Below are 22,509 nucleotides of genomic sequence, written 5' to 3'. Positions count from 1 at the left end.
CGATGCAGATCAAGATCAACTTCCTGTGCCGCGATTCGATCCTGGCGGCGCCGCTGGTGCTCGACCTCGTGTTATTTCTCGATTTGGCCCATCGTGCCGGCATGCGCGGGATTCAGGAATGGCTGTCCTTCTACTTCAAGGCGCCGATGCACGCGCCGAACATCTATCCCGAGCACGACATCTTCATCCAGCTGATGAAGCTCAAGAACACGCTGCGCTGGATGCGCGGCGAGGACCTCATCACGCATCTCGGGCTTGAATACTACGACTGACGGCCGCGGCGCGGGCCGTTTCGCTCACGAGCGCGCCGCACTAGAATCAAGACTCGATGGGCGTGCTTAGCGGCAAGACGATCGTTATCGGCGTGAGTGGCGGAATCGCCGCGTACAAATCCGCGGAGCTCGTCCGCCTGCTCGTCAACTCCGGCGCGATCGTCCGGGTCATGATGACGCGCAACGCGACCGAGTTCATCACGCCGCTCACGCTCCAGACGCTCAGCTCGAACCCGGTCGCCACCGACACGTTCTCTCTGACGCAGGAATCCGAAATCGGCCACATCAGGCTCGCCGACAGCGCCGACGCGATCGTGATCGCGCCCGCGACCGCCGACGTGATCGCCAGGGCCGCCGTCGGTATCGCCGACGACATCGTGACCACCGTGTTGCTCGCCACGCGCGCGAAAGTCGCGTTCGCACCCGCGATGAACGTGCACATGTACGAGCATCCCACGGTCGCCGAGAACCTCGCCAGGCTGCGCTCGCGCGGCGCGGTGATCATCGAACCCGGCGAGGGCGCACTCGCATGCGGCTACGAGGGCAAGGGCCGGCTGGCGGACCCGGCGATCATCGTCGCGGAGATCGAGAAGATGCTCTCCGCGCAGGATCTCGCGGGCGAAAACATTCTGGTAACGGCAGGACCGACTCAGGAACCGATCGATACGGTGCGATTCGTCTCCAACCGTTCGTCGGGCAAGATGGGATTTGCGATCGCGCGCGCGGCATGGCGCCGCGGCGCCGCCGTGCGAATCGTCGCAGGGCCGTCCGCGCTCGCGACGCCTTATGGCGTCGAACGAATCGACACGGTGAGCGCGGCCGGGATGCTCAGTCAAACGTCCAGCAATTTTCCGTGGTCCACGGCGCTCGTGATGGCGGCGGCGGTTGCCGATTTCCGGCCCGCGAATCCGGCGCGCGGCAAGATCAAGAAAGATGCGCGCGGGCTTCGACTCGAGATGGAGCCGATCGCCGACGAGATGCCGCGCCTGGCGGCGAAGAAGGGCGCGCGCCTGCTGATAGGATTCGCCGCCGAGACCGAGGACCTGGAAACCAACGCGCGCGCCAAGCTCACCGCCAAGGGACTCGACCTTATCGTCGCCAACGATGTGACTCTGGAGGGCGCCGGCTTTGAGGTCGATACCAATATCGTCACGTTCATCGGCTCCGACGGTCGCTCCCAGAGCCATCCACAGATGTCCAAGGATGCGGTCGCGGACCTGATCCTCGATCGAATCGTCGCAATCCGCGCCGCCAAGCCGAAGGCCGCCCGCCCAGGTAAATCCTCGCGCCTGCGCGCCGTCAGATAGCTTTCGAATGGACGCGTCGTCGCCGCCGGATCGTCGCACGCTGGTCGCCACGATCCGCGACTACGTCGAGCAGTTGCGCGAGGAGGGGATGGAAGGACTCCCCGCGGCTGCGTCCGGGGCCGCGCGCTCCGCGCCCACCGCGCCGGTTCCTGCAGCCGATTCCGCGCCCCAAGCCGGCGGGAGCGGCGTCGCGCTCATGCCCACCGAACTGTTCTCGAAATATCCCGGGCTCGAAAAATCCACGACGCTCGACGAGCTGCGCCAGTTCATCGGAGATTGCCAGCGATGCAAGCTGGCGCCGCGCCGTATCAATCTCGTTTTCGGCGTCGGCGATCCCAACGCGCAGTTGATGTTCGTCGGCGAGGCGCCAGGCGCCGACGAGGACGCCCGCGGCGAGCCGTTCGTCGGCCGCGCCGGTCAATTACTGACCGACATCATCGAGCGCGGCATGGGTATCCGCCGCGCCGAAGTATACATCTGCAACGTGATCAAGTGCCGGCCGCCCGACAATCGAAATCCCGAACCCGACGAAGTCGCCGCGTGCGAGCCGTTTCTTTTTCGCCAGATTGACCTGGTGCGTCCGCGCGCGATCGTCGGGCTGGGCTCGTTTGCCGTGCAGGCCGTGCTGAAAGTGAAGACGCCCATCAGCAAGTTGCGCGGCAACTGGCACGATTTCCGCGGCATTCGTTTCATGCCCACGTTTCATCCCGCCTACCTGCTTCGCAACCCGAGCGACAAACGGCTGGTGTGGGCGGATATTCAGGAAGTGATGAAATTTCTCGGGATGCCGATTCCGCGCCGCGGCGGTTCCGCCTCGTGAGCCTGCGCTTTAGCTTCGTCGCCATCGCGGCATTAACGATCGCAATCGGATCGTTCGCGTCGGATCGAATACTTGCCGCCGACGCGCCCGCGATATCGACTGCGCATTCGCCCTGGGTTGAGCTGATCACGATTGACGGCTCGATCAATCCCGCCACCGCGTCCTACATCGAGGATTCGCTCGCGTCCGCAGATACCGAAGGCGCAAGCGCCCTGGTGATCGAGCTCGACACGCCGGGCGGCCTTCTCAGTTCCGCCGAAAAGATCGTCAAGGACATCCTGGCCGCTCCCGTGCCCGTAATCGTGTACGTCGCGCCATCGGGCGCCAGCGCCGCGTCCGCCGGCACCTTCATCACCGAAGCCGCGAACGTAGCCGCGATGGCGCCTGGGACCACGATCGGCGCGGCTCATCCGGTCGAAGAGGGCGGAGCCGACCTAAAGGGCGCGATGGGTGAGAAGATCGAGAATTTCACCGCGACCTTTGCACGCACCATCGCGCAACAGCGCGGGCGCAACGAAGATTGGATCGAGCAGGCCGTCCGCCGCAGCGTTGCGATTGGCGAGCGCGAGGCGCTTGCCAAAAACGTCGTCGATATCGTCGCGCCCGACCTGCGCAGCCTGCTGACGCAAGCCAGCGGCCGCAAGGTCCAGGTCGCGGGCCGCACCGTGACGCTCGCGCTGGCCGATGCCGCCGTGCGCCGCGTGCGGATGACGCCCGGCCAGCAACTGCTCAACACGCTGGCCGATCCGAATATCGTCTACCTGCTGCTGATGGCGGGATTGATCGGCCTGTACTTCGAGTTCGCGCATCCGGGAGTTATCTTTCCCGGCGTTGCCGGCGCGATTTGCCTGCTGCTCGCGCTCGCATCGTTCCAGGTCCTGCCGGTAAATCTCACCGGCTTGCTGTTGATATTTCTCGGCGTTGGATTGCTGATCTCCGAGGCCTTCGTCGCCAGCTATGGAATCCTCGGCTTGGGCGGCGTTACGGCATTCATCATAGGCTCGCTGTTTTTGATTGACACTTCGAAGACCAACCTGGTGATCGATCGCGACATTATATATGGCGTCGCCGCCGCGCTGACGCTGATCATCCTCGGCATCGGATACATCGTGGCCCGCGAGCGCCACCGCCGCTCGACCACCGGCGCGGAAGGCCTGGTCGGCGAGGTCGGCGAGGTGCGCGAGGCGATCGCTCCCGGCGCGCCGGGCAGCGTGTTTGTCCATGGCGAGATTTGGCGCGCCGTCAGCACCGACGCGCTCAGCCCCGGCGCGCGCGCTCGCGTCAAGTCGATCGACGGTTTGGAATTGCAAGTGCGGAAGTTGCCGTGAAGTTCGGAAGATTTCGGAAGTTTCGGAAGTTTCGGAAGATAACGTAGGGCATCAACAAGCCTCGCGCGCTTGGGGGCGAAGGAGAATCGTGATGGCGAGCGGAGTGGGCGTAATCGTCTTCATCGTTGCAATTTTCATTTTGAGCGGACTCAAAATCCTCAACGAGTACGAGCGCGGGGTAATCTTCCGTCTCGGCCGCCTCGCTCCTTATCGCGGGCCGGGCGTGATCTTCGTGATCCCCATGATCGAGAAGATCATGCGAATCGATCTGCGGACCGTTGTCCTGGACATCCCGCCGCAAGACGTGATCACCAAGGACAACGTGACCGTCAAGGTCAGCGCGGTCCTGTACTTTCGCGTCGTGGATCCCTCGCGCGCGGTCACCGAGGTCGAAAATTTTCTGTTCGCCACGATGCAACTGGCGCAGACCACGTTGCGCTCCGTCGGCGGCCAGACCGAGCTCGACGAGCTGCTCAGCCAGCGCGACAAGCTCAACGCGCGCATCCAGGAAATCGTCGATTCGCAAACCGAGCCGTGGGGCGTGAAGGTCACGCTCGTCGAGTTGAAAAATATCGATCTCCCGCAGGACATGCAGCGCGCAATCGCGGCGCAGGCCGAGGCCGAGCGCGAGCGCCGCGCCAAGGTGATCGCGGCTGAAGGCGAATTCCAGGCCGCGCAGCGGCTCTCGGAAGCCGCGGAGATCATGAGCAAGAGTCCCGTCACGCTCCAGCTTCGCTACCTGCAGACGCTCAAGGAGATCGCGGGCGAGCACAATTCCACCATCGTCTTTCCGTTGCCGATCGATCTGCTCGAACCGTTCCGCGCGTTTGCAAAAGCTGTCGGCGGCGGCGCCGGCCAGCCCGGGACCTGAGCAGCCGTATCGTTTCGTTGGCGCCAAACTGAATTTTCGGAGAAACTTTCGACCCTATGGGCAAGCTGATAATGGTCCGTCATGGCGAGAGCGAAGGCAACGCGATTCGGCGCTTCACCACCTCCGGCGACGCGAAAATCACGGAGCTTGGCCGCCGCCAGGCGCACGAGGCCGCGCTCAGAATCAAGCTGAAGTTTCGGCCGACGCTGGTGATTGCGAGCACCTTCGCGCGCGCCCGCGAGACCGGCCTCATCATCGCTGCGGAACTGCGGATCCCGATCGAATACGAAGCGGAGTTCCGCGAGCAGAGTCTTGGCGACCTTGCCGGACAGCCGTACGAATCGGTCGCCAACGATCCCAGCTTCGATCCGAAGCGCTCATGGGTGTGGCGCGCGCCGGGCGGCGAGAGCCATGAAGACGTGCTCAGGCGCGTCGCGCCGGTTCTCGATCGCGTAGCCCGGCAATACCCCGGCGACGAGATCGTAATCGTCAGTCATGGGGGCGTGATGCGATCGGTGTGGGCGCACGTGACCGGCAAATGGGAAAACGCTCACGTGCCGCCCAACTGCGGTATCGTTGTGATCGAGCATGAAAGCGGCCGCTACCGCGCGCCGGAAGTGATGTACGGAGAATCTCCGGCCCGCGAAACCGGCGGATAACTTTCAGCTTTTCACTCTTTGCCCGCGCCCGGCAAAACTGAATCGAGAAATTCCTGGCTGCGCAGCCGCCGATCCACGATCGATCCGATGAACCGCGCCAGCGCCAGCGCACCGTCCGGTCCCGCCGCCTCGGAGCCGGGCGAATCGTCCATCGGCGCCGTCCCCAGTCGCGCGAGAATTGCGGCGCCACGGCTGGAGAGCTTGATTGCGCCCTCAGCCACCGAAGGCCGGCATTTCGCGCACACGATCCCGCCGCGCGACACCACGAAATAAACCGTCGCGCCGTTGTCGCCGTTGGCGCTCGCGCATATGCGGCAGCGCGTAAACTCCAGCCCGAATCCCGCCCATCCCAGCAACCGCATCTCGAAAGCCTGGCGCAGCGCCGCATCCGCAAACCGGTGGCTCAGCGCGCCGAGTCCTTCCGACAACACGCGATACGCCTGTGCCGCTTCGCTCTCCTCCGTCGTCAGCGCGTCGGCAAGTTCGAGCATGTAGCTGCCCAGCGCGATCTTTGCGAGGTCGTCGTCGAGCACGTGTTGAGGCAGGTCGGCCGCTTCCGCGCGCGTGATAAACACCAACTGCCCGTGCGGGCGCCGGCGGTAGTGCAGGACGACGTGCGTAAACGGTTCGAGCTTGCGCTCGAAGCGATGGCGCGACGCCTTGGCGCCCTTCGCGATGCCGCTGAGCTTGCCGGCGTGCAGCGTCAGCAGCGTGACGATTCGATCCGACTCGGCGTAGTCGCGCGCGCGAAGCACGATCGCCGGCGTTGATTCTTCGAGCGGCATGAATTTTTAACCGCCGACGCTTCTGCGGAACACGGCTTGCTGAATGTCCTTGACCTCGACCCGCATCTGCTGCGCGTTGGCGACTGCCCGGCCGGAGTCCGACGCTTCTTTCAGCAGCACGTCGAAGCGCGCTGCGATATTCGCGAGTTTCGCATTCGCCTCGGTCAGCGCGCGCCGCCGCAACTCCTCGCTCTCCCACGCGCCCTCGGCGTATTCGCGCAGCTCGCGGCTTTCGAACACCAGTTCCCGCAGCTTGTCTTCGTATCCCCTGACGATTCGGCGGATCGCCTCGGCTACTTTGGGCCGCTCTTCGGGGTCCTTCCACAGGACGTGCGCGAGGAACATCAGGTCGTCTTCGGCCACCGCGGTGCGTCCGGCGAGGATTGCGTGCGCGCGCAAAATGCCTAGCGAGTTTTTCCAGCGCCGATCCGAGACGACGATTTGCTCGCGCGCGAGTTCGCGCCTGATCTGCGCAATCGCCTCGAGGATCGCGCCCGGCACCTTGACCGCCGCCGCCGCCGCGCGCAGCTCGGCGAGCTCCGCAAATTTAAGCGTCGTCCGCGCCGGCTGCGTACCACCCGCCATCATGCGGAGGAAGCCGTGCTCCTCCGTGATGTAATCGGCCATGAAGCGCAGCATGAAGCGATCGTAAAGCGCGGTCAGTTCGTCCTCGTCGGGCAGCTCGTTGGACGCGCCGAACATCGTAATCAGCGGCACCGCGACGCGCTGGCGCCCGTTGTGGAAAATACGCTCGTTGATGATCGTCAACAGCGCGTTGAGGATCGAGGAGTTGGCCTTGAAGATTTCGTCGAGGAACGCGATGTGCGCCTCGGGCAGTTTGTACGTGGTGACGCGGCGGTAATCGTCTTCTTCGAGTCCCTTCAAGCTCACCGCGCCGAAAATTTCCTCCGGCGTGCTGAACTTCGTCAGCAGCCACTGAAAATAGTTCGCCCCTTCGATTCGCCGGCACAGTTCGTCGGCCAGCATCGACTTCGCCGTTCCCGGCGGCCCGATTATCAGAACGTGATTCGCCGACAACATCGCGACGATTGCGCCATCGATCAAGTCGGTTCGTTCGAGGAACATCCGGTTCAGTTCCTCGCGGATTCGGGCGAGCTTCGATAGTGCAGTGTCTGCCATTGCGTGCGAGCCGATCCATCGATCAACTCAGCATGATCTCTACCAGACCGGAGCCAAAGACTTAACCCCATGCCAGGCCGTGGCGACGGCAGCACGGTATTAAGCCGTTGGCAGTGGCCGCGCGCGACAACGGAGCGCGGCCTTAACGGTGGGTGCGGGGGTCACCCCTGCCGTCGAAGCTTGCCGCCGCGTCGCTGCTGGCGCTAGATCAGGTAACGGCGCGCGCTCGGACGATCCTCGTCGTCGCCAGGCGCGCGCACGGCAGGAGAGTGGCAATGGAAAAGGCGCTGAGCGGTGTCAAAATTCTGGACCTGACGCAATTCGAGGCCGGCACCTCGTGCACCGAGATGCTCGCGTGGCTCGGCGCGGACGTGATCAAACTCGAGTCGCCGAAGATGGGCGAGCAGGGGCGCTGGCTGCTCACCGAAAAGCACGGCGTCGATTCGTACTACTTCATCCTGCTCAATGCCAACAAACGCGGCATCACGCTCAACCTCAAGAGCGAGAAGGGCCGCGCGATGTTCATCGACCTGGTCAAGCAAGTCGATATGCTCGCCGAAAATTTCTCACTCGGCACGCTCGAAGGCCTCGGCCTCGGCTACGATCGCCTGCGCGAAATAAATCCGCGCCTCATCTACTTGACCATCAAGGGCTTCGGCACGCACGGTCCTTACAGCAAGTACAAAAGCTTCGACATGATTGCGCAGGCTGCCGGCGGCGCGATGGCGCTCACCGGCTTTCCCGATTCGCCCCCGCTCAAGCCCGGACCCACCATCGGCGACACTGGCACCGGCATGCATGCGGCCATTGGCGTGCTCGCCGCGTACATCCAGCGCGAACGCACCGGCAAGGGACAGAAAGTCGAAGTCTCGATGCAGGACGCGGTGCTGAACTTCGTGCGCGTTCCGATGATGAGTACCTACGTCACCCACAAACCCGCGCCGCGCGTCGGCAACCGCATCGGCGGCGGTGGTCCCGGCGACATCTACAAATGCGCGCCCGGTGGCGCCAACGACTATTGCTACATCCTGTGCACCTCGCCCGAGATGTTCGAGAGCCTGTTGAAGGTGATCGGCCGCCCGGAAGCCGCGAGCGACGAGCGTTTCGCGGGACGAAACCGTGCCAAAAATGTCGACACGCTGGCCGAGATGATCAACGAGTGGACCGGCCGTCACACCAAGTTCGAGGTGATGCGTATCCTCGGCGAGGCCGGGGTCCCGTGCGGCGCCGTGCTCGACAGCGTCGAGTTGCTCAATGATCCCCATCTCAAGCAGCGCGGCATGATCGTCACCATCAAGCATCCCGTGCGCGGCGAGTTCGCGATGCCGGGATGCCCGGTGCGCCTGGAAGATTCGCCCGTCGAAGTGATCGCCGCGCCGCTGCTGGGTCAGCACAACGCCGACGTCTATGGCGATTTGCTCGGACTGGGCGCCGCGCAGCTCGAGGACCTCAAGCGCGAAGGCATCATCTGAGGCTGCGGCTGTCTTGATCGGGCGCGGCGATTTGTTCGAAGCGATCGAGTACCTGCGCCGTGAGGGCGAGAGCATCCTCGCGCGCTTCGCACGCTCAAAGCGCGGCGTCGCGTACGCCGATCTCCGCTTCGAAGCCGTCTTCAATCGCGCCGGCGCCGCGGTGGGCGGTGAACCGCGTGACGGCTCTGAGAGCGAGAGCGCTGCATACTCAGTCTCGGTTCATGTCGCCGACGCGAGCGGTCCCGTCGGTCACGGCCAGACCGGCGCCGAGATTGGCGCGCTGGCGTGCCGGCCGGCCAAACTCGTCGCCGAACTCCGGCGCGGCCTCGCCGACGCCTACGATCGCGCGCGCTTCAGCGCCCGCAAAAAAGCCGATCTCATCGCGCACCTCGGCGACGCGGCGAAAGGCCTGCTGGTTGCGCAGATTCCACCGCGCGAAAAAGTTCGCGACGACGTCGACGCGAGCTTTCGCCAGGATCCGCGCTCGCTCTCGACCGATGCGCTCAAGAAAATTTCGCTCGACGCATCGCGCGAAGTCGCTGCACTTGGCGACGCGATCGCCTACCAGGTTGTCGCCGCGATGACCGAGTTGCGCCGCGAAATTTTCATCGACACCGCCGGCACCGTCGTGTCCCAGGCGTACGCGTTTTCGCAGGGCGACTGCTACGTCGTCGCGCAAATCGGCGACGGCCACCAGGAAAGCTACGACTCCATCGGCCAGCAGCGCGGGCTCGAGTGCTTGAGCGACGGATGGCGCGGCGAGCTGATGCCGAATCCTGACCTTGCGCGCTTTTGCGTCGAGCTTGCCGCCGAGGCGCGCGAGCTTGCCGCCGCGCCGATCCTGAGGCCACCCGACGGCGAAGTCGTGGTCGTCACCGACCCGCATTTCAACGCGCTCGTCTCGCACGAGGTCATCGGCCATCCGTGCGAAGCCGATCGCGCGCTCAAGATGGAAGCCGCATACGCCGGACGCAGTTGGTTCCTGCGCTCGCTCGTCGACAACCAGTTGGGCAAGGCCGTCGCATCGCCGCTGCTCTCCGCCTGCTCCGATCCGAGCCTCGACGGTTACGGCCACTACCGTTACGACCACGAAGGCACTCGCGGCCGCCGCGTGATGCATATCGATCGCGGCATCTTCAGCGGCTTCCTCAATTCGCGCGCGACCGCCGCCGTGCTTGGCGTCGAGCCCAACGGCTCCGCGCGTGCGAGCGAGGGATGGCATGTGCCGCTGATCAGAATGTCCAACACCTTCTTCCTTCCCGGTGAAACGCCGCCCGAAAAAATCATCTCCGAGGTTGAGCGCGGCTACTACGTCTGCGGCCATCAGATTCCCTCGATCTCCGAGTCGCGCGAGAACTTCCGCATCTCCGCGCGCCGCGTTTATGAAATCGATCACGGACGAATCGGGCGTCTCTATCGCTCCGGCAGCGTGATCGCCGACTCGAAGAGCTTCTTCAGCAGTGTGGACGCGGTCGGCAACGATCTGCGGCTCATCGCGATCCCCAACTGCGGCAAGGGCCAGCCGATGCAGGTCAAGCGGATGTCCAACGGCGGGCCGACGCTGCGCTCGCGCGCACGGCTGGCGGGCAACTGATGCGCACGCTCGCCGAGCTCAAGTCCTTCACCCGCGAAGCGGCGTGGATTCTCGCGCGCGAGCAGGACCTCGCGAGCTACGAGGTTTATTGCGCCAGCGCCGAGCATCGAATCGCCCGCCTCAACTACACCTCCGACATTCCCAGCCGCGGCCTCGAGGAGTTCAAGTCGCTTCATACCGACGGATTCCAGTTGCGGATCGCGATGCGCCGCGATCCGCACGAAGTCGGCGCCGCATCCGAAGCCGGCGATTTCAGCTCCGACTCGGTCCGCGACGCGCTCCGCCGCGCGCGCAGCGCCGCCGTCGTCGATCCGCATTTTCCCGGCTTCCCGTCGGTCGCGCTGGGCCGCAAGCCCGGGTTGTCCGGGAAAAGCGATCTGGCGAGGGTGGGGGACGGCGCGATCGCTGCCGCCGCGTGGGACGTGCTCGACGGCGCGCTGGCTGCATTCGCGATGCGCTCCGGTATTGATCGCTTTGGCGCGTCTCGAATCGAGCATCCCGGTCTCATCATCGGTGGCGACGTATCCGTGATTCGCGATCGCATCGCGATCTTCAATTCGAATTTCGCCGATGTCCGCATCGACGAGGGCGCGCATTTCAACGCCTCCGTCACCGCGATAGTCGAATCGCTCGACGCCAAGGGTACTGCCGGCGCGCTCGGCGATTCCACTGCTGCGATGCGCCGCGGCGCCCGCGTGCTGGGCCGCGACGCCGTCCGCCGCGCGCTTGCCCTCGCCCACGGCGCTCGGCCCGCGTCGGGGAAATTTCGAGTCGTGCTCGGAGCGCAGCCGGTCGCCGAGATTCTCAACTACATGGTGATGGGCTCGCTCACCACCGGCGCGTTTCACGCCGCCAGTTCCGCCTATCACGCAAAATTCGGCGCGCCCGTGATGGACTCGCGCTTGAGCCTCGCCGACGACCCGGCCTTCAGCGCCGGCCCGATTCGCCGCCGAATCACCTGCGAAGGAATCCCCACGCGCCGTGTCGAATTGATCCGCGACGGCAAGCTCGTCGGCCTGCTCTCGAATTTCTACGACGCGCACCGCCTGCTCACCGACGAGCATCGCGCCGAAAAGCTCGGCGGATGCGCGCCGGCGAAACTCGACTTCGCTGCGCTGAGCGGTTACCGGCTCGGCGAAGGCGCCGGCCGGCGCTTCGACGCAAGTCCCGGCGCGGCGGGCACCAACGTCGTGATGCGCGCGCGCCGCGGACTCACGGACCGTGAACTCGTGCGCGCTGTCGGCGATGGAATTTTCGTCGGCCGCATCTGGTACACCTATCCAATCAACGGCCAGCGCGCCGGCGACTTCACCTGCACTGTCAGCGGCGACTCCTACATTGTTCGCGACGGTGAAATCGCCGAGCCGCTCGCCCCCAACTGCCTGCGCATGAACGCGAATATCGCCGACGTGTTCGAGCATCCGCTCGCGGTCGGCATGCGGCCGCATCCGGCCACCGTCTGGGGCTCGCCCGAGGCCTACTACGTTCCCGCGATCGCCGCCGGCTCGATCGCCCTGGCCCAAGTCGCCGCGACTTAGCTACGCGGCCACCGTTACACACGTGCTGTGCGAATAAGAGCTACGGTGCGACGCCGATCGCCGCGAACACGCGATGCATCACACGCATCGGATCCTCGGGATAGCGCTGCGCCAGCATCGCGCGCAGCTCGTCGTCGAAGGCCGCAACTCCTTCTGGCGCAAGGCTCGCCCCGACCCCGGCGCTCGCGCGAATCCGCCCGCGCCACGCCTCGTGCGTGTAGATCGCGTCGAGGTCGAACGAAAACGTTTCGATATTTACAAAGCCCGCCACCGCCATGTCGCGCGGCCACACCGGATAGATTCCCAGTCCGCCGCCGAACTTCCATTTCGGATTGTGTTTCTCGATTAGCTTCTCCGTCGCCTCGGTCATGCTTCCGGGCAGCACAATCCAGTCGAAATGCGCGATCACCAGCCTGCCCCCCGGCTTCAACACCCGGCGCGCCTCCGCCGCTGCGCGCGGACGATCGAACCAATGCCAGCATTGTCCCGCCGTCACGAGATCGAACTGCGCCGCCGCCAGCCCCGTATCCTCCGCGGCCGCATTGACGTACTTCACGACGGCGCCCGCGCCCCGATCCAGCTCCGCCGCCTGCTCCATCAGCGGCGCCGATCGATCGAGTCCCGTGACTTCGCATCCCCGCGTCGCCAGCCCGCGCGCGATCGTCCCGGTGCCGGTTCCCAAATCCAGCGCGCACATTCCCGGTCTCAGGATTCCCAACGCGTTGAGCCGCTCGAAAAATTCGTCGGGGAAACCGGCGCGATGACGCCCATAGTCGCCGGCGGTCTTCCCGAAATCTGCAGTCAACTCCTTGAATCGCACTTCCGCCGAACTCATGTGCCGTTCCTCCCGTGAACTTGACTGTATATAACTGTCTCCATCGAGTGCAGCGCCATCGTATCAACCCCTTTGCTTGGCGAGCGAAGCGGGGTAGATGAGTGTGCAGTTGCTAAGGGCGAGGTCCCGAAATGGATTTCGAATTTACTCCTGAACAGGAATCCTTCCGCCACACGGTCCGCGCCTGGCTCGACGCGAATCTCCCCAAGGACCTATGCGTTGACGACGCCCAGGACGAACGTGTCGCGCCCAATCGCGAGGTCTTCAAACGCCGACGCGCATGGCAGGCCAAACTCCACGCTGCCGGATACGCCGGCCTGTCGTGGCCCAAAGAGTACGGCGGGCACGCCGCCAACCTCATCGAGCAGGTCATCTGGGACGAGGAATATTCCCGCGCCCGCGCGCCCGTGCTGCCCGGATATTTCGGGCTGGGACTATGCGGTCCCACGCTGATGAACTGGGGCACCGAGGCGCAGAAGCAACGCTTCATCCCGCGAATCCTTGGCGCCGACGACATCTGGTGCCAGGGCTACTCGGAGCCGGGCGCCGGTTCCGATCTCGCCGGCTTATCGACCCGCGCCGCCGACATGGGCGACTACTTTCTCGTCAACGGCCAGAAAGTCTGGACCTCGGCCGCGCAATACGCGGACTGGATGTTCATGCTCGCGCGCACCGATCCCGAGGCGCCCAAGCATCGCGGCATCAGCTACTTGCTGCTCGACATGAAAAGCGCGGGCATCACCGTGCGGCCGCTGGTCCTGATGAACGGACACTCGCATTTCAACGAAGTCTTTTTCGACAACGTGCAAGTGCCGAAGGAAAACCTGGTCGGCCCGATCAACGAAGGATGGAAAGTTGCGATGACGACGCTCAGCTACGAGCGCGCAGTCGCCGGCGGCGGCGGACACGGCTCCCAGGTCCGTCGCCTCGCGGAACTTGCGAAGATCGTCCGCATCGACGGCAAGCCCGCGTGGGAGCAGCAATGGGTTCGCCAGCAGCTCGCGCATTTCATCATCGAATGCGAGGCCGCGCGCTACACGCGCCTGCGCTCGCTCACCCGCCTGATCCGTGGTTTGCCGCCCGGACCCGAGGGCTCGATGCTCAAGTTGTTCGGCTCGGAACTCGGCGTGCGCATCGCGCGCTTCTCGACCGAACTGCTCGGCGCCTACGGCCTGGTTGGCGAGCCCACCGGCGTCGTCGCCGATTCTCCGCGATGGCTGAATCGCGTGCTAAGCTCGCGCCAATACACCATCGCCGGCGGCACCAGCGAAATCCAGCGCAACATTATCGGCGAGCGCACGCTCGGCCTGCCCAAGGGATGACTCCTGAATTCGACACTCCAACGATCGACGGGGAACGTGACATGGAATTCGAATTGCTCTGCGAGATTGAAATCGAGCTTGCGCCGCCGCCAATAGTAATTCCGGATACGCCGGAAGGAACGCGCGTGATCGTTCACGCCAGCGGCGGCAGATTCGCCGGCCCGCGCTTCAACGGCAAGGTGCTTGCCAGCGGCGCCGATTGGTTCCTGATGCGCCCCGACGGCGTCGGCGTCATCGACGCGCGCCTCGTGCTGAGGACGCACGACCGTGAATTTATCTACATGACCTACAGCGGACGCGCGCAGCTGGATGTCGGCGGCCCGACCTCGATACAGACGGCGCCGACCTTCGCCGCTTCGACGAATGGCAAATACGCCTGGCTCAACGGCGTGCAGGCGATCGGCGTCGGCGAGCCGAGCGCCGTCGGCGTGAAGTACAAAGTATATATCCCGAAGTAGCCCGCGCCCCCGTCAGCCGGCGAGCTTCGCGCGCAGGATGTCGTTGATCACTTTTGGATTTGCCTTTCCGCCCATCGCCTTCATCACCGCGCCGACGAAGAATCCGAACAGCTTGTCGCGGCCCGCGCGATACTCGGCGACTTTGTCGGGCTCTGCCGCCAGTATCTTGTCGCATGCCGCCGCGATCGCGCTTTCATCCGATACTTGCGCGAGTCCCAGCTCGGCGATTGTCGCCGCCGCCCCTTTGCCGGACTTCACCATCGCGGTAAACGCGGTCTTCGCGGCATTCAGGCTTATCTTCTGCTCTTCGACCATCCGCAGCAGCGCGCCGACTTCAGCCGCCGCCGGCACCGCTTCGACGAACGACTTGCCTGAGTCGCGCGCGACGCGCAGCACCTCGGTCATCACCCAGTTCGCCGCGCTCTTGCGATTCTTGAGTCCCGGCAGCGTGGCTTCGAAGTAGTCGGCGACGTCGCGGTCGGCGATCAGCACGCCCGCCTCGTAGTCCGTCAGCCCGAGTTCGCGCACGTAGCGCGCCTTGCGGTCGGCCGGCAGCTCGGGCATCGATGCGCGCACCTGCTCGACCATCTCGGCCGGCACAATCAGCGGCGGCAGGTCCGGCTCGGGGAAATAGCGATAGTCATTCGCATACTCTTTCGAGCGCATCGGGCGCGTTTCCTTGCGCGCGGGATCCCACAGATGAGTCTCCTGCGCGACTTTGCCGCCCGATTCGACAATAGCTATTTGGCGTCCGACCTCATAGTCAATTGCGTCTTCGACAAAGCGGAACGAGTTGAGATTCTTTATTTCAGTCCTGACGCCATACTCTTTCGCGCCGCGCTTGCGAATCGACACGTTGCAATCGCATCGGAAGCTGCCTTCCTCCATCTTGCCGTCGGACGCATCGACGTACCGAAGTATCGCGCGCAGTTGGCGCAGGTACGCGCCCGCATCCTCGGCCGAGCGCAGATCGGGCTCGCTGACGATCTCGATCAGCGGCACGCCCGAGCGGTTGAAATCGACCAGGCTCGCGTTTTCGCCGTGGATATTCTTGCCCGCATCTTCCTCGATATGGATTCGCGTGAGCCCGATTCGGCGCGGCTCGCCATTCTCAGTCGCCGGCAAATCGATATAGCCACCCTTGCAGATGGGAGTTTCGTATTGACTAATCTGGTAGCCCTTGGGCAGGTCGGGATAGAAGTAGCTCTTTCGATCGAAAATAGAATAGGGCGCGATCGCGCAATGCGCCGCCAGCCCGGTTCGTATCGCGAGTTCCACCACCCGGCGGTTCATCACCGGCAGCACGCCGGGCATCCCCATGCATACCGGACAGACGTTTTCATTCGGCCCCGCGCCGAACGTCGTCGAGCATCCGCAGAAAAGTTTCGAGCGGGTCAGAAGATGGGTGTGGACTTCAAGTCCAATCACCGCCTCGTATGCTTCCCGATTCATCGCAAACGCGCGTCAGAGCGCGAGTGTGACGCTAACACACAGCGCGCGGCGAAGGCGACTGTCTCTACGATCCCGCCGCGGTCCAATGTTTACTTCGGCGGCGATCCGGCCACCGGCTGCTCAACCTCCGCCCGATCGATCGTATTCAAAGCCGGTCCTTTCCCCACGGCCCGAAGACTTTCTTTTGCAGCAGCTGCGACCGTTCTATCCGAGTCGTTGCTCAGAGTTCGCAAGTATTCGATCGCATCGCCGGTTCCGATATCTTGCAGAACATAGCAAGCGAACTCACGCCTGTTGGGGTCATCGCTGTTCGCCCATTTGATCGCATCGCTCATCCCGGCATCGCGCGAGATACCCAGAAAGCGCTCGATCTTCGCCGCCTCCGCTTCCGTGCAGTCTGCGTTCCTCAGATTCGGCGTGGCGGCAGGAGCTGCGGCTGGCGATGAAGCTGCGGCAGGGGCGGGAAACAATACGCCTGCCCCATGACCGCTCGAAGAACTGGACGAAGATTCGCCCACAATCAGGGGAACCGGAACCATCGTCGGCGCAGATTCCGGCGTCTGACCCGCCGCCGGCGCTTGCGCCTCTTCAGTGCCGAAGGAACTAGGGGCGATCTGCTTTTTCAGAGATGCGAGCTCCTGCTCGTAATATCCTTTGTACTGGATGCTTACGTCGGTATAGCCACTGCCGGTCCAGGCGTATATTACCGGCCACGTAGCTACGCAGGGACCCGTGCCCAATCCGCGCCAGCCAGTGAAATCCGTGTCCACGATCAACTCGAGGTTGCCGTTCCTGGCCAGGTCTTCGATTTCGAAACCCCTCGAGTACCGCGCGAGATCGACTCCATAGAGCTCGAGCCCCGATGGTGTTTTGTCAATTATCGAAAGATAGCAAAACCTTCCATCTGAAGCGGAGACAACCAATGACAGGTTGCCCGAATGGCGCAGGTCCGCGAAGCGGGAGAAGCATATGCCGGTATAGAACATGGATCCCAGCTTATTCAACAAGGCTACCTCCGCTTCATCGGACGGCGGGTTGGTGGCCAGACTGTGCGCAGATTTAACCGACCAATCAGCTGACACAAGGGCGGGCGGAGCACCGCCGGCATTGACCCGGATCGGCATTGACAGGGAGAAGGCCAAACAACACGTAACCGCGATTAGGGTTTTTTTGTTCATGGCTTAAAGTTAGTAGCACGCAGTTGCTGCAGCCAGTTTGTTGCACCCGCTGCAGACAAGAGTAGTAGGAGGATCTGGTAGTGGTGACGTTCCCATACACGACGTTGGGCCGCCGCCAAATCCGGTTGCGCCGCCCACAGCGATGACGCGAACCCACAGCACAGAGCGAGGCACAAAAGCATCGACACTATTCTGCGCACGGGCGGGTCTGCGAATTAGTCACTACAGGGTACCCGCGGCCGTCCGCGGCTTGAATGCTCCGGTGCGCTCGAAGGCGTCGCCGGCGCGCAGGATTGTTTCCTCGGCGAATGGCGGCGCGATCAATTGCATCCCAATGGGCAGATTATTCGAATCGTGGCCGCACGGAATCGACATCCCGGGCAGACCGGCCAGGTTCACCGAAATCGTAAAAATGTCCGACAGGTACATCGTCAGCGGGTCGTTCATCTTCTCGCCGATCTTGAATGCGGTCGTCGGCGCAACCGGCGTGACGATCAAATCGCACTTCTCGAACGCGCGCTCGAAGTCGTTGCGAATCAGCGTGCGCACCTTTTGCGCCTTCAGATAGTAGGCGTCGTAGTAGCCCGCCGAGAGCGCGAAGGTGCCGAGCATGATTCGGCGTTTGACCTCGGCGCCGAAGCCCTGCGCCCGCGTCGTTTCATACAGCGCGATATTATCCTCGGCGTTGACGCGCAGGCCGAAGCGGATACCGTCGTAGCGGGCGAGATTGGCGCTCGCCTCGGCGGTCGCGACCAGGTAATACGCCGCGATCGCGTAGCCGGTGTGTGGCAGCGAGATTTCGACCGTCGAGGCGCCCAGAGATTCGTAGCTCTTGAGCGCGGAGCGGATCGACTGCTCGACCTCGGGCTGCATCCCTTCGACGAAATATTCCCGGGGCACGCCGATGCGGAGTCCCTTGACGTCGCCGGTCAGCGCGCGTTCGTAGTCGGGCACCGGACGCGCCGAGCAAGTCGAATCGCGAACGTCCTTGCCGGCAATAGTGCGGATGATTATCGCGGCGTCGCGCACCGATCTCGCAAACGGACCGACCTGATCGAGCGACGATGCGTATGCGACGACGCCGTAGCGGCTGACGCGGCTGTAAGTCGGCTTGATTCCGACCACGCCGCAGAACGACGCCGGCTCGCGAATCGATCCGCCCGTGTCGGTGCCGAGCGCACCCAGACATTCATGCGCCGCGACTGCGGCGGCAGATCCGCCCGACGATCCGCCGGCGACGCGCGCGGTATCGTGCGGATTCATCGTCGGCCCGAACGCGGAGTTCTCGGTCGACGAGCCCATCGCGAATTCATCCATGTTCGTCTTGCCGACGAAAATCGCGCCGTCCGCGCGCAGGCGCTCGATCACGGTCGCGTCAAACGGCGGCACGAACGTCCCCAGGATTCGCGACGCGCAGGTCGTGCGAATGCCTTTGGTCGCGTAAATATCCTTGATGCCGAGCGGGATCCCGCACATCGCCGGCGCGTTGCCCGCGGCCAGCCGGGCGTCAGCCGCGCGCGCCTGCTCGAATGCCTGCTTCTCGCACACCGTGATGAACGCGTGGAGCCGGGGCTCGGCCGCGGCGATGCGGTCGAGGCAATCGCGCGTCAGTTGCATCGCGGTGATTTCGCGCGCGCGGAGCTTCGACGATGCCTCGGCGATGGTAAGTTTGTTCAGTTCCGATGCCATGCGGAGATCTTGTCGACTAAAATTCTACTCGATTATTTTCGGCACTTTGAAGTAATCGCGCTCGCGCGAAGGCGCGTTGGCGAGCATCGCGTCCGCGGCGGGCCGGTTGGTCACTTCGTCGTCGCGCATGGGCATCCCGGCCTCGCCGACCTGCGTGGTCGGCGCGACATCTTTGGTGTCGAGTTCGTTCAATTTATCAACGTAGGCAAGCATTTCGTCCATGTCGGCGCGCAGCCGCTCTTCCTGTTCGGGCGACCATTCCAGGCGCGCCAGACGCGCGACGTGGCGCACCTGCTCGAGCGTTATCTTTGTTTCAGCCATGGCGATTGCGCGCAAATGGTAACATTCCGCGCGTTCCATGTCAGGGCCGTACATAACTAACGCCGCACGCCAGAGTGTCGGAGGGGGAACTTAATTGAATGCGGAACCCACCGCGGGTTCCGCACCTCCTTGGGCAGGGGTGACCCCTGCACCCAGTGTTAAGAAGACGCGAAAATCTGCGCAGGCAGGGCTGAGCCCTGCACCCACCGTTAAGGCCGCGCTCCGTTGTCGCGCACGGCCCGTGCCAATGGCCTAATACTGCGCTGCCGTCGCCACGGCCAGGGGTCAGCCGCTGCCGGCCGGGATATTTTTTAGAAGATTCCACCCCCGGTTTCTCTCGTTTCAATGGTTGCGTGGTTCGTCCAGCGCGAAGAGCGCAAGCCATACGCAAAGTATAATTTTCTAACTATGCGTCGCCTGTTAAAGATATAAACTAACAGTATGCAGATATTTCTTACTGAATGGTCTAGCTATTAAGCTCTTTCAGACCGTTTATGGACGTTTTAATATCCTATATAACTCATGACTTCCTTAGTCTTGCTTCGAGCCGTAATTAGTGTCACAACTGCCCGCGATGAAAGCCGATCGGCGAGATAGTACAGCTCTCGTGCCCCAAGAAGAGTGCGAGATCCTCAGGCAGATTCGAAACGACCATGAGCTCATCGATCGCCTCAATATAACCCCTGAGGAGTTCGAGGCGCTGTCGAAATGCGCGCTGTTCGGAACCCTGACCTGCAAGCAGGATATGCTTTTTATCTTGCAACAGATTCGCGCGGCAACCGCTCCCGCGGCGGGCGGTCCGATCGATCAGACGCCCCTCTTCCCTCAGCCGCCCCCGACGGCCGGTTGGGAAGAAGATCCCGTCCCCCCGGACTGCCGGCGCTTGTTGATTCGTCTCGGTGGCAGCGCCGTGCACGAAACGGGTTCGCTTGCGGGTGTTGCTCGTAAGCGCGCGGCCGAGCGGCTCGCCATTCTTGCCTGGACGACCCTTGCGGTCGCGGTACTGGGTTGGAGTCTCCTGATTTTGATATCACGCTGGAGCAATAGCTTCATGACCAGCTTCGGAATGCCCGCGAGCCAGGCCGCTCCTTCGACTGCGTGGTACAGCAATCTCGACCAATTCAAAAGTCTGTTTTTGGTCGAACTTCTGTTCCTGGTAGGCACCGTGGTTGCGATGTACCTCAAATCCCACCGAGGCTCCCGCCGCCTCAAAGTCAGGCCGCGCCGAAGCTGGCGCTAGCCAGTCTGCCCCGGCAGGGGTGACCCCTGCCCGTGGCGACGGCATTAAGGAAGAATCACCTGCGCGGTGGGCGGCAGGGGCTGACCCCTGCACCCAGTGAGAAGACGCGAAAATCTGCGCAACGCATCTTTTCGCGACCACGCGATGGCAGCACAGTATTAGGCCGTGGGCAGGGGCCGCGCGCGACAACGGAGCGCGGCGTTAACGGTGGGTGCAGGGGTCACCCCCTGCCCCCGCGCCCAGCGGTCCGCTCCCGCTCGCTCTCCTTTCCGCCAAATTGCGATAAAGTGTTATCCATGTCTGGTCGGTCAGGTAAGAAGACAGCTTTTACGCAGGGTGTTGAAGCGCTTGAAGTCGAAGACGACAATTGACGCGGTTTTTCCGCATCCCGGCCGAGCGATGGCGTGGTTGGCTGCCCTTGGAGGACAGGTTGCGCTGGGGCGGCGCGGCGAGCGCGCGGCCGTACGCCATCTGCGGCGCATCGGCTACCGGATCGTCGCGAGAAATTATCGCGCCGCCGGAGCGGAAATCGATCTGGTCGCGATCGACGGCGAGACCTTGGTCTTCGTCGAGGTGAAGACGCGGCGCAGCCGCGCGGCGGGCGCGCCCGAAGAGGCCGTCGATGAGCGCAAGCAAACGCGGATGCGGCGCGCGGCGGAAGTTTTCGCGACGCGTTATCGCGCCGACGACCGGGAGATGCGCTTCGACATCGTCGCGGTTGATGCGTCGGGCAAGCGGCTGGAAATTGAACTGTTGAGGAACGCATTCTGAATGCTGGATATCAAGCTGATTCGTGAACGCCCCGATTTCGTCAAGGGCGAACTGGCCAAGCGAGGGATCGATCCCGCGGAAGTCGATCGACTGCTGGAAGTTGACCACAAGCGTCGCAAGCTTCAGGCCGAACTCGACCAAATCCGAGCCGACCGCAAGCGGCGGGCGAGGGAGGTCGGCAAACTGCCGCCTGAAGAGCGCGCCGCCGAGATCGCCAGGATTCGCGCCGAGGAAGCCGACGAAGAGAAGTTGACCGAGCTTTTCACGCACCCAGCCGGTGTAGCTACTACTACCAACCCCTCGTTGGAATTGCCCATGCGGCTGGCGCTCGCAGAGAAGAACGTCGAGGAGCTGGCGCTTAATCTCCCCAATATCCCGCGGCCGTACGTCGTCGTCGGCGCCAGCGAGGCGGACAACCGCGTAATCAAGACCGAAGGGACGCCAAAAGAGTTTACCGCGTTCAAGCCGATCCCGCATTGGGAACTTGGCGAGAATCTCGGAATCATCGATTTCGATCGCGGCGTAAAACTCTCGGGCACGCGTTTCTACGTCTTGAGCGGCGCGGGCGCGCGGCTCGAACGCGCGCTGATAACGTGGATGCTCGACGTCAAGCAGGAGCAGGGATACCTGGAAATAATCCCGCCGTTGATGGTGACTCGCGAAACTGCCATCAGCACCGGGCATCTGCCCAAGAACGCGGACACGATGTACCACGACGACGAGGACGACTTCTGGTTTATCCCGACCGCCGAGGTCCCCCTGACCAGCCTCCATCGCGACGAGACGCTCGACGAAAGCCTCCTGCCGATCTACCTGACCGCATACACTCCCTGCTTCAGGCGCGAGAAGATGTCGGCGGGGCGCGATGTGCGCGGTATCAAACGCGGGCATCAGTTCGACAAGGTCGAGATGGTCAAGCTGGTCCGTCCGGAAACGTCGGACGATGAATTTCACAAGATGGTGAACGATGCGTCGGAAATATGCCGGCGGCTGAAAATTCCGTTTCGCGTCGTCGAGCTATGCACGGCGGACCTGAGTTTTGCCAGCGCCGTCACTTACGATCTGGAGATGTGGGCGCCGGGATGCGGCGAATGGCTCGAAGTCAGTTCGATTTCCAATTGCACGGATTTTCAGGCGCGCCGCGCGAAGATTCGTTTCAAGACCAAAGGCGGCAAGCCCGAGCTGGTACATACCTTAAACGGTTCAGGGCTGGCGCTGCCGCGGACACTGATCGCGGTGCTGGAGAATTATCAGAACGAGGATGGCAGCGTGACGATTCCCGAGGTCTTGCGGCCATATATGGGAGGAGTGGAGAGGATCACGAGGAATTAAATGTGAAACCCACCGTGGGTTTCACAATTCCTTGGGCAGGGGTGACCCCTGCACCCAGTAGTAAGAAGACGCGAAAATCTGCGCAGCGCATCTTTTCGCGACTACGCGATGGGCAGGGCTGAGCC

General features: G+C 63.2%; 21 protein-coding genes. 14 read left to right on the top strand and 7 right to left on the bottom strand.

What is annotated here, in order from left to right:
• The 6 genes from ABSB13_RS08525 to ABSB13_RS08500 form a co-directional block, all read left to right on the top strand.
• Window positions 1–272, top strand: a 272-nt coding sequence (locus ABSB13_RS08525) for an inositol-3-phosphate synthase (protein ID WP_428107405.1), incomplete at its 5' end; no start/stop codon positions are given.
• Between the two features lie 56 nt (window positions 273–328).
• Window positions 329–1,579 (top strand): bifunctional phosphopantothenoylcysteine decarboxylase/phosphopantothenate--cysteine ligase CoaBC, encoded by a 1,251-nt coding sequence (coaBC, locus tag ABSB13_RS08520; RefSeq protein WP_428107403.1) that lies wholly within the window; start codon window positions 329–331, stop codon window positions 1,577–1,579.
• Window positions 1,580–1,586: 7 nt separating this feature from the next.
• Window positions 1,587–2,399: a uracil-DNA glycosylase gene (locus ABSB13_RS08515; protein ID WP_428107402.1), complete on the top strand. Its 813-nt coding sequence runs from the start codon at window positions 1,587–1,589 to the stop codon at window positions 2,397–2,399.
• Window positions 2,396–3,727 (top strand): NfeD family protein, encoded by a 1,332-nt coding sequence (locus ABSB13_RS08510; protein WP_428107400.1) that lies wholly within the window; start codon window positions 2,396–2,398, stop codon window positions 3,725–3,727. Before ABSB13_RS08515 ends, ABSB13_RS08510 begins: the two co-directional genes overlap by 4 nt.
• Before the next feature lie 91 nt (window positions 3,728–3,818).
• Window positions 3,819–4,598 carry a slipin family protein gene (locus ABSB13_RS08505; protein WP_428107399.1) on the top strand — a complete coding sequence of 260 codons (780 nt, stop codon included), beginning with the start codon at window positions 3,819–3,821 and terminating at the stop codon, window positions 4,596–4,598.
• A gap of 56 nt (window positions 4,599–4,654) precedes the next feature.
• The gene (locus tag ABSB13_RS08500) at window positions 4,655–5,257 is read left to right on the top strand and encodes a histidine phosphatase family protein (RefSeq protein ID WP_428107397.1); all 603 of its coding nucleotides are present in this window, start codon (window positions 4,655–4,657) and stop codon (window positions 5,255–5,257) included.
• Window positions 5,258–5,268: 11 nt separating this feature from the next.
• Here ABSB13_RS08500 and recO read toward each other — a convergent pair whose 3' ends face one another.
• Complete coding sequence (gene recO, locus ABSB13_RS08495; RefSeq protein ID WP_428107395.1) at window positions 5,269–6,042, bottom strand: DNA repair protein RecO; 774 nt, start codon at window positions 6,040–6,042, stop codon at window positions 5,269–5,271.
• Window positions 6,043–6,048: 6 nt separating this feature from the next.
• Window positions 6,049–7,182 carry an AAA family ATPase gene (locus ABSB13_RS08490; RefSeq protein ID WP_428107393.1) on the bottom strand — a complete coding sequence of 378 codons (1,134 nt, stop codon included), beginning with the start codon at window positions 7,180–7,182 and terminating at the stop codon, window positions 6,049–6,051.
• A gap of 275 nt (window positions 7,183–7,457) precedes the next feature.
• Here ABSB13_RS08490 and ABSB13_RS08485 point away from each other — a divergent pair, with 275 nt between their 5' ends.
• From ABSB13_RS08485 to ABSB13_RS08475, 3 genes are read left to right on the top strand one after another with little or no spacing between them, the layout of a single operon-like run.
• Complete coding sequence (locus ABSB13_RS08485; protein ID WP_428107391.1) at window positions 7,458–8,654, top strand: CaiB/BaiF CoA transferase family protein; 1,197 nt, start codon at window positions 7,458–7,460, stop codon at window positions 8,652–8,654.
• A 13-nt stretch (window positions 8,655–8,667) separates the two neighbouring features.
• Window positions 8,668–10,248 carry a TldD/PmbA family protein gene (locus ABSB13_RS08480; protein ID WP_428107390.1) on the top strand — a complete coding sequence of 527 codons (1,581 nt, stop codon included), beginning with the start codon at window positions 8,668–8,670 and terminating at the stop codon, window positions 10,246–10,248.
• Window positions 10,248–11,786 (top strand): metallopeptidase TldD-related protein, encoded by a 1,539-nt coding sequence (locus tag ABSB13_RS08475; protein WP_428107388.1) that lies wholly within the window; start codon window positions 10,248–10,250, stop codon window positions 11,784–11,786. Before ABSB13_RS08480 ends, ABSB13_RS08475 begins: the two co-directional genes overlap by 1 nt.
• 40 nt (window positions 11,787–11,826) lie before the next feature.
• Here the strand turns inward: ABSB13_RS08475 and ABSB13_RS08470 are convergent, their stop codons facing one another.
• Complete coding sequence (locus ABSB13_RS08470) at window positions 11,827–12,621, bottom strand: class I SAM-dependent methyltransferase (RefSeq protein WP_428107387.1); 795 nt, start codon at window positions 12,619–12,621, stop codon at window positions 11,827–11,829.
• 131 nt (window positions 12,622–12,752) lie between these two features.
• On the opposite strand from ABSB13_RS08470, the gene ABSB13_RS08465 reads away from it, so the two are divergent.
• Entirely contained in the window at window positions 12,753–13,943 is a 1,191-nt protein-coding gene (locus tag ABSB13_RS08465) for an acyl-CoA dehydrogenase family protein (RefSeq protein ID WP_428107385.1), read from the top strand.
• On the top strand, window positions 13,940–14,401 hold the full coding sequence (locus ABSB13_RS08460) for a DUF3237 domain-containing protein (RefSeq protein ID WP_428107384.1): 462 nt from the start codon (window positions 13,940–13,942) through the stop codon (window positions 14,399–14,401). The genes ABSB13_RS08465 and ABSB13_RS08460 overlap by 4 nt, the downstream gene beginning before the upstream one ends.
• A 12-nt stretch (window positions 14,402–14,413) precedes the next feature.
• Here the strand turns inward: ABSB13_RS08460 and gatB are convergent, their stop codons facing one another.
• The 4 genes from gatB to gatC form a co-directional block, all read right to left on the bottom strand.
• A complete protein-coding gene (gene gatB / locus ABSB13_RS08455) occupies window positions 14,414–15,853 on the bottom strand; it encodes an Asp-tRNA(Asn)/Glu-tRNA(Gln) amidotransferase subunit GatB (protein WP_428107383.1) in 1,440 nt (479 codons plus the stop codon).
• Between the two features lie 89 nt (window positions 15,854–15,942).
• On the bottom strand, window positions 15,943–17,031 hold the full coding sequence (locus tag ABSB13_RS08450) for a HEAT repeat domain-containing protein (RefSeq protein WP_428107381.1): 1,089 nt from the start codon (window positions 17,029–17,031) through the stop codon (window positions 15,943–15,945).
• A 222-nt stretch (window positions 17,032–17,253) separates the two neighbouring features.
• Entirely contained in the window at window positions 17,254–18,720 is a 1,467-nt protein-coding gene (gene gatA / locus ABSB13_RS08445; protein ID WP_428107379.1) for an Asp-tRNA(Asn)/Glu-tRNA(Gln) amidotransferase subunit GatA, read from the bottom strand.
• A 24-nt stretch (window positions 18,721–18,744) separates the two neighbouring features.
• Window positions 18,745–19,041, bottom strand: coding sequence for an Asp-tRNA(Asn)/Glu-tRNA(Gln) amidotransferase subunit GatC (gene gatC / locus ABSB13_RS08440; RefSeq protein WP_428107377.1), 297 nt, complete (start codon window positions 19,039–19,041; stop codon window positions 18,745–18,747).
• Between the two features lie 607 nt (window positions 19,042–19,648).
• On the opposite strand from gatC, the gene ABSB13_RS08435 reads away from it, so the two are divergent.
• From ABSB13_RS08435 to serS, 3 genes are all read left to right on the top strand, one after another.
• Complete coding sequence (locus ABSB13_RS08435) at window positions 19,649–20,281, top strand: hypothetical protein (RefSeq protein WP_428107376.1); 633 nt, start codon at window positions 19,649–19,651, stop codon at window positions 20,279–20,281.
• A 348-nt stretch (window positions 20,282–20,629) separates the two neighbouring features.
• On the top strand, window positions 20,630–21,052 hold the full coding sequence (locus ABSB13_RS08430) for a YraN family protein (protein WP_428107374.1): 423 nt from the start codon (window positions 20,630–20,632) through the stop codon (window positions 21,050–21,052).
• Entirely contained in the window at window positions 21,053–22,384 is a 1,332-nt protein-coding gene (gene serS, locus ABSB13_RS08425; RefSeq protein ID WP_428107373.1) for a serine--tRNA ligase, read from the top strand.
• Window positions 22,385–22,509: the final 125 nt, after the last annotated feature.

Source organism: Binatus sp. (SeqCode) (assembly GCF_050013435.1).
GTDB lineage: Bacteria > Desulfobacterota > Binatia > Binatales > Binataceae > Binatus.
The sequence above is the reverse complement of the archived record's forward strand: the minus strand, read 5'-3'. Positions and strand labels throughout refer to the sequence as shown.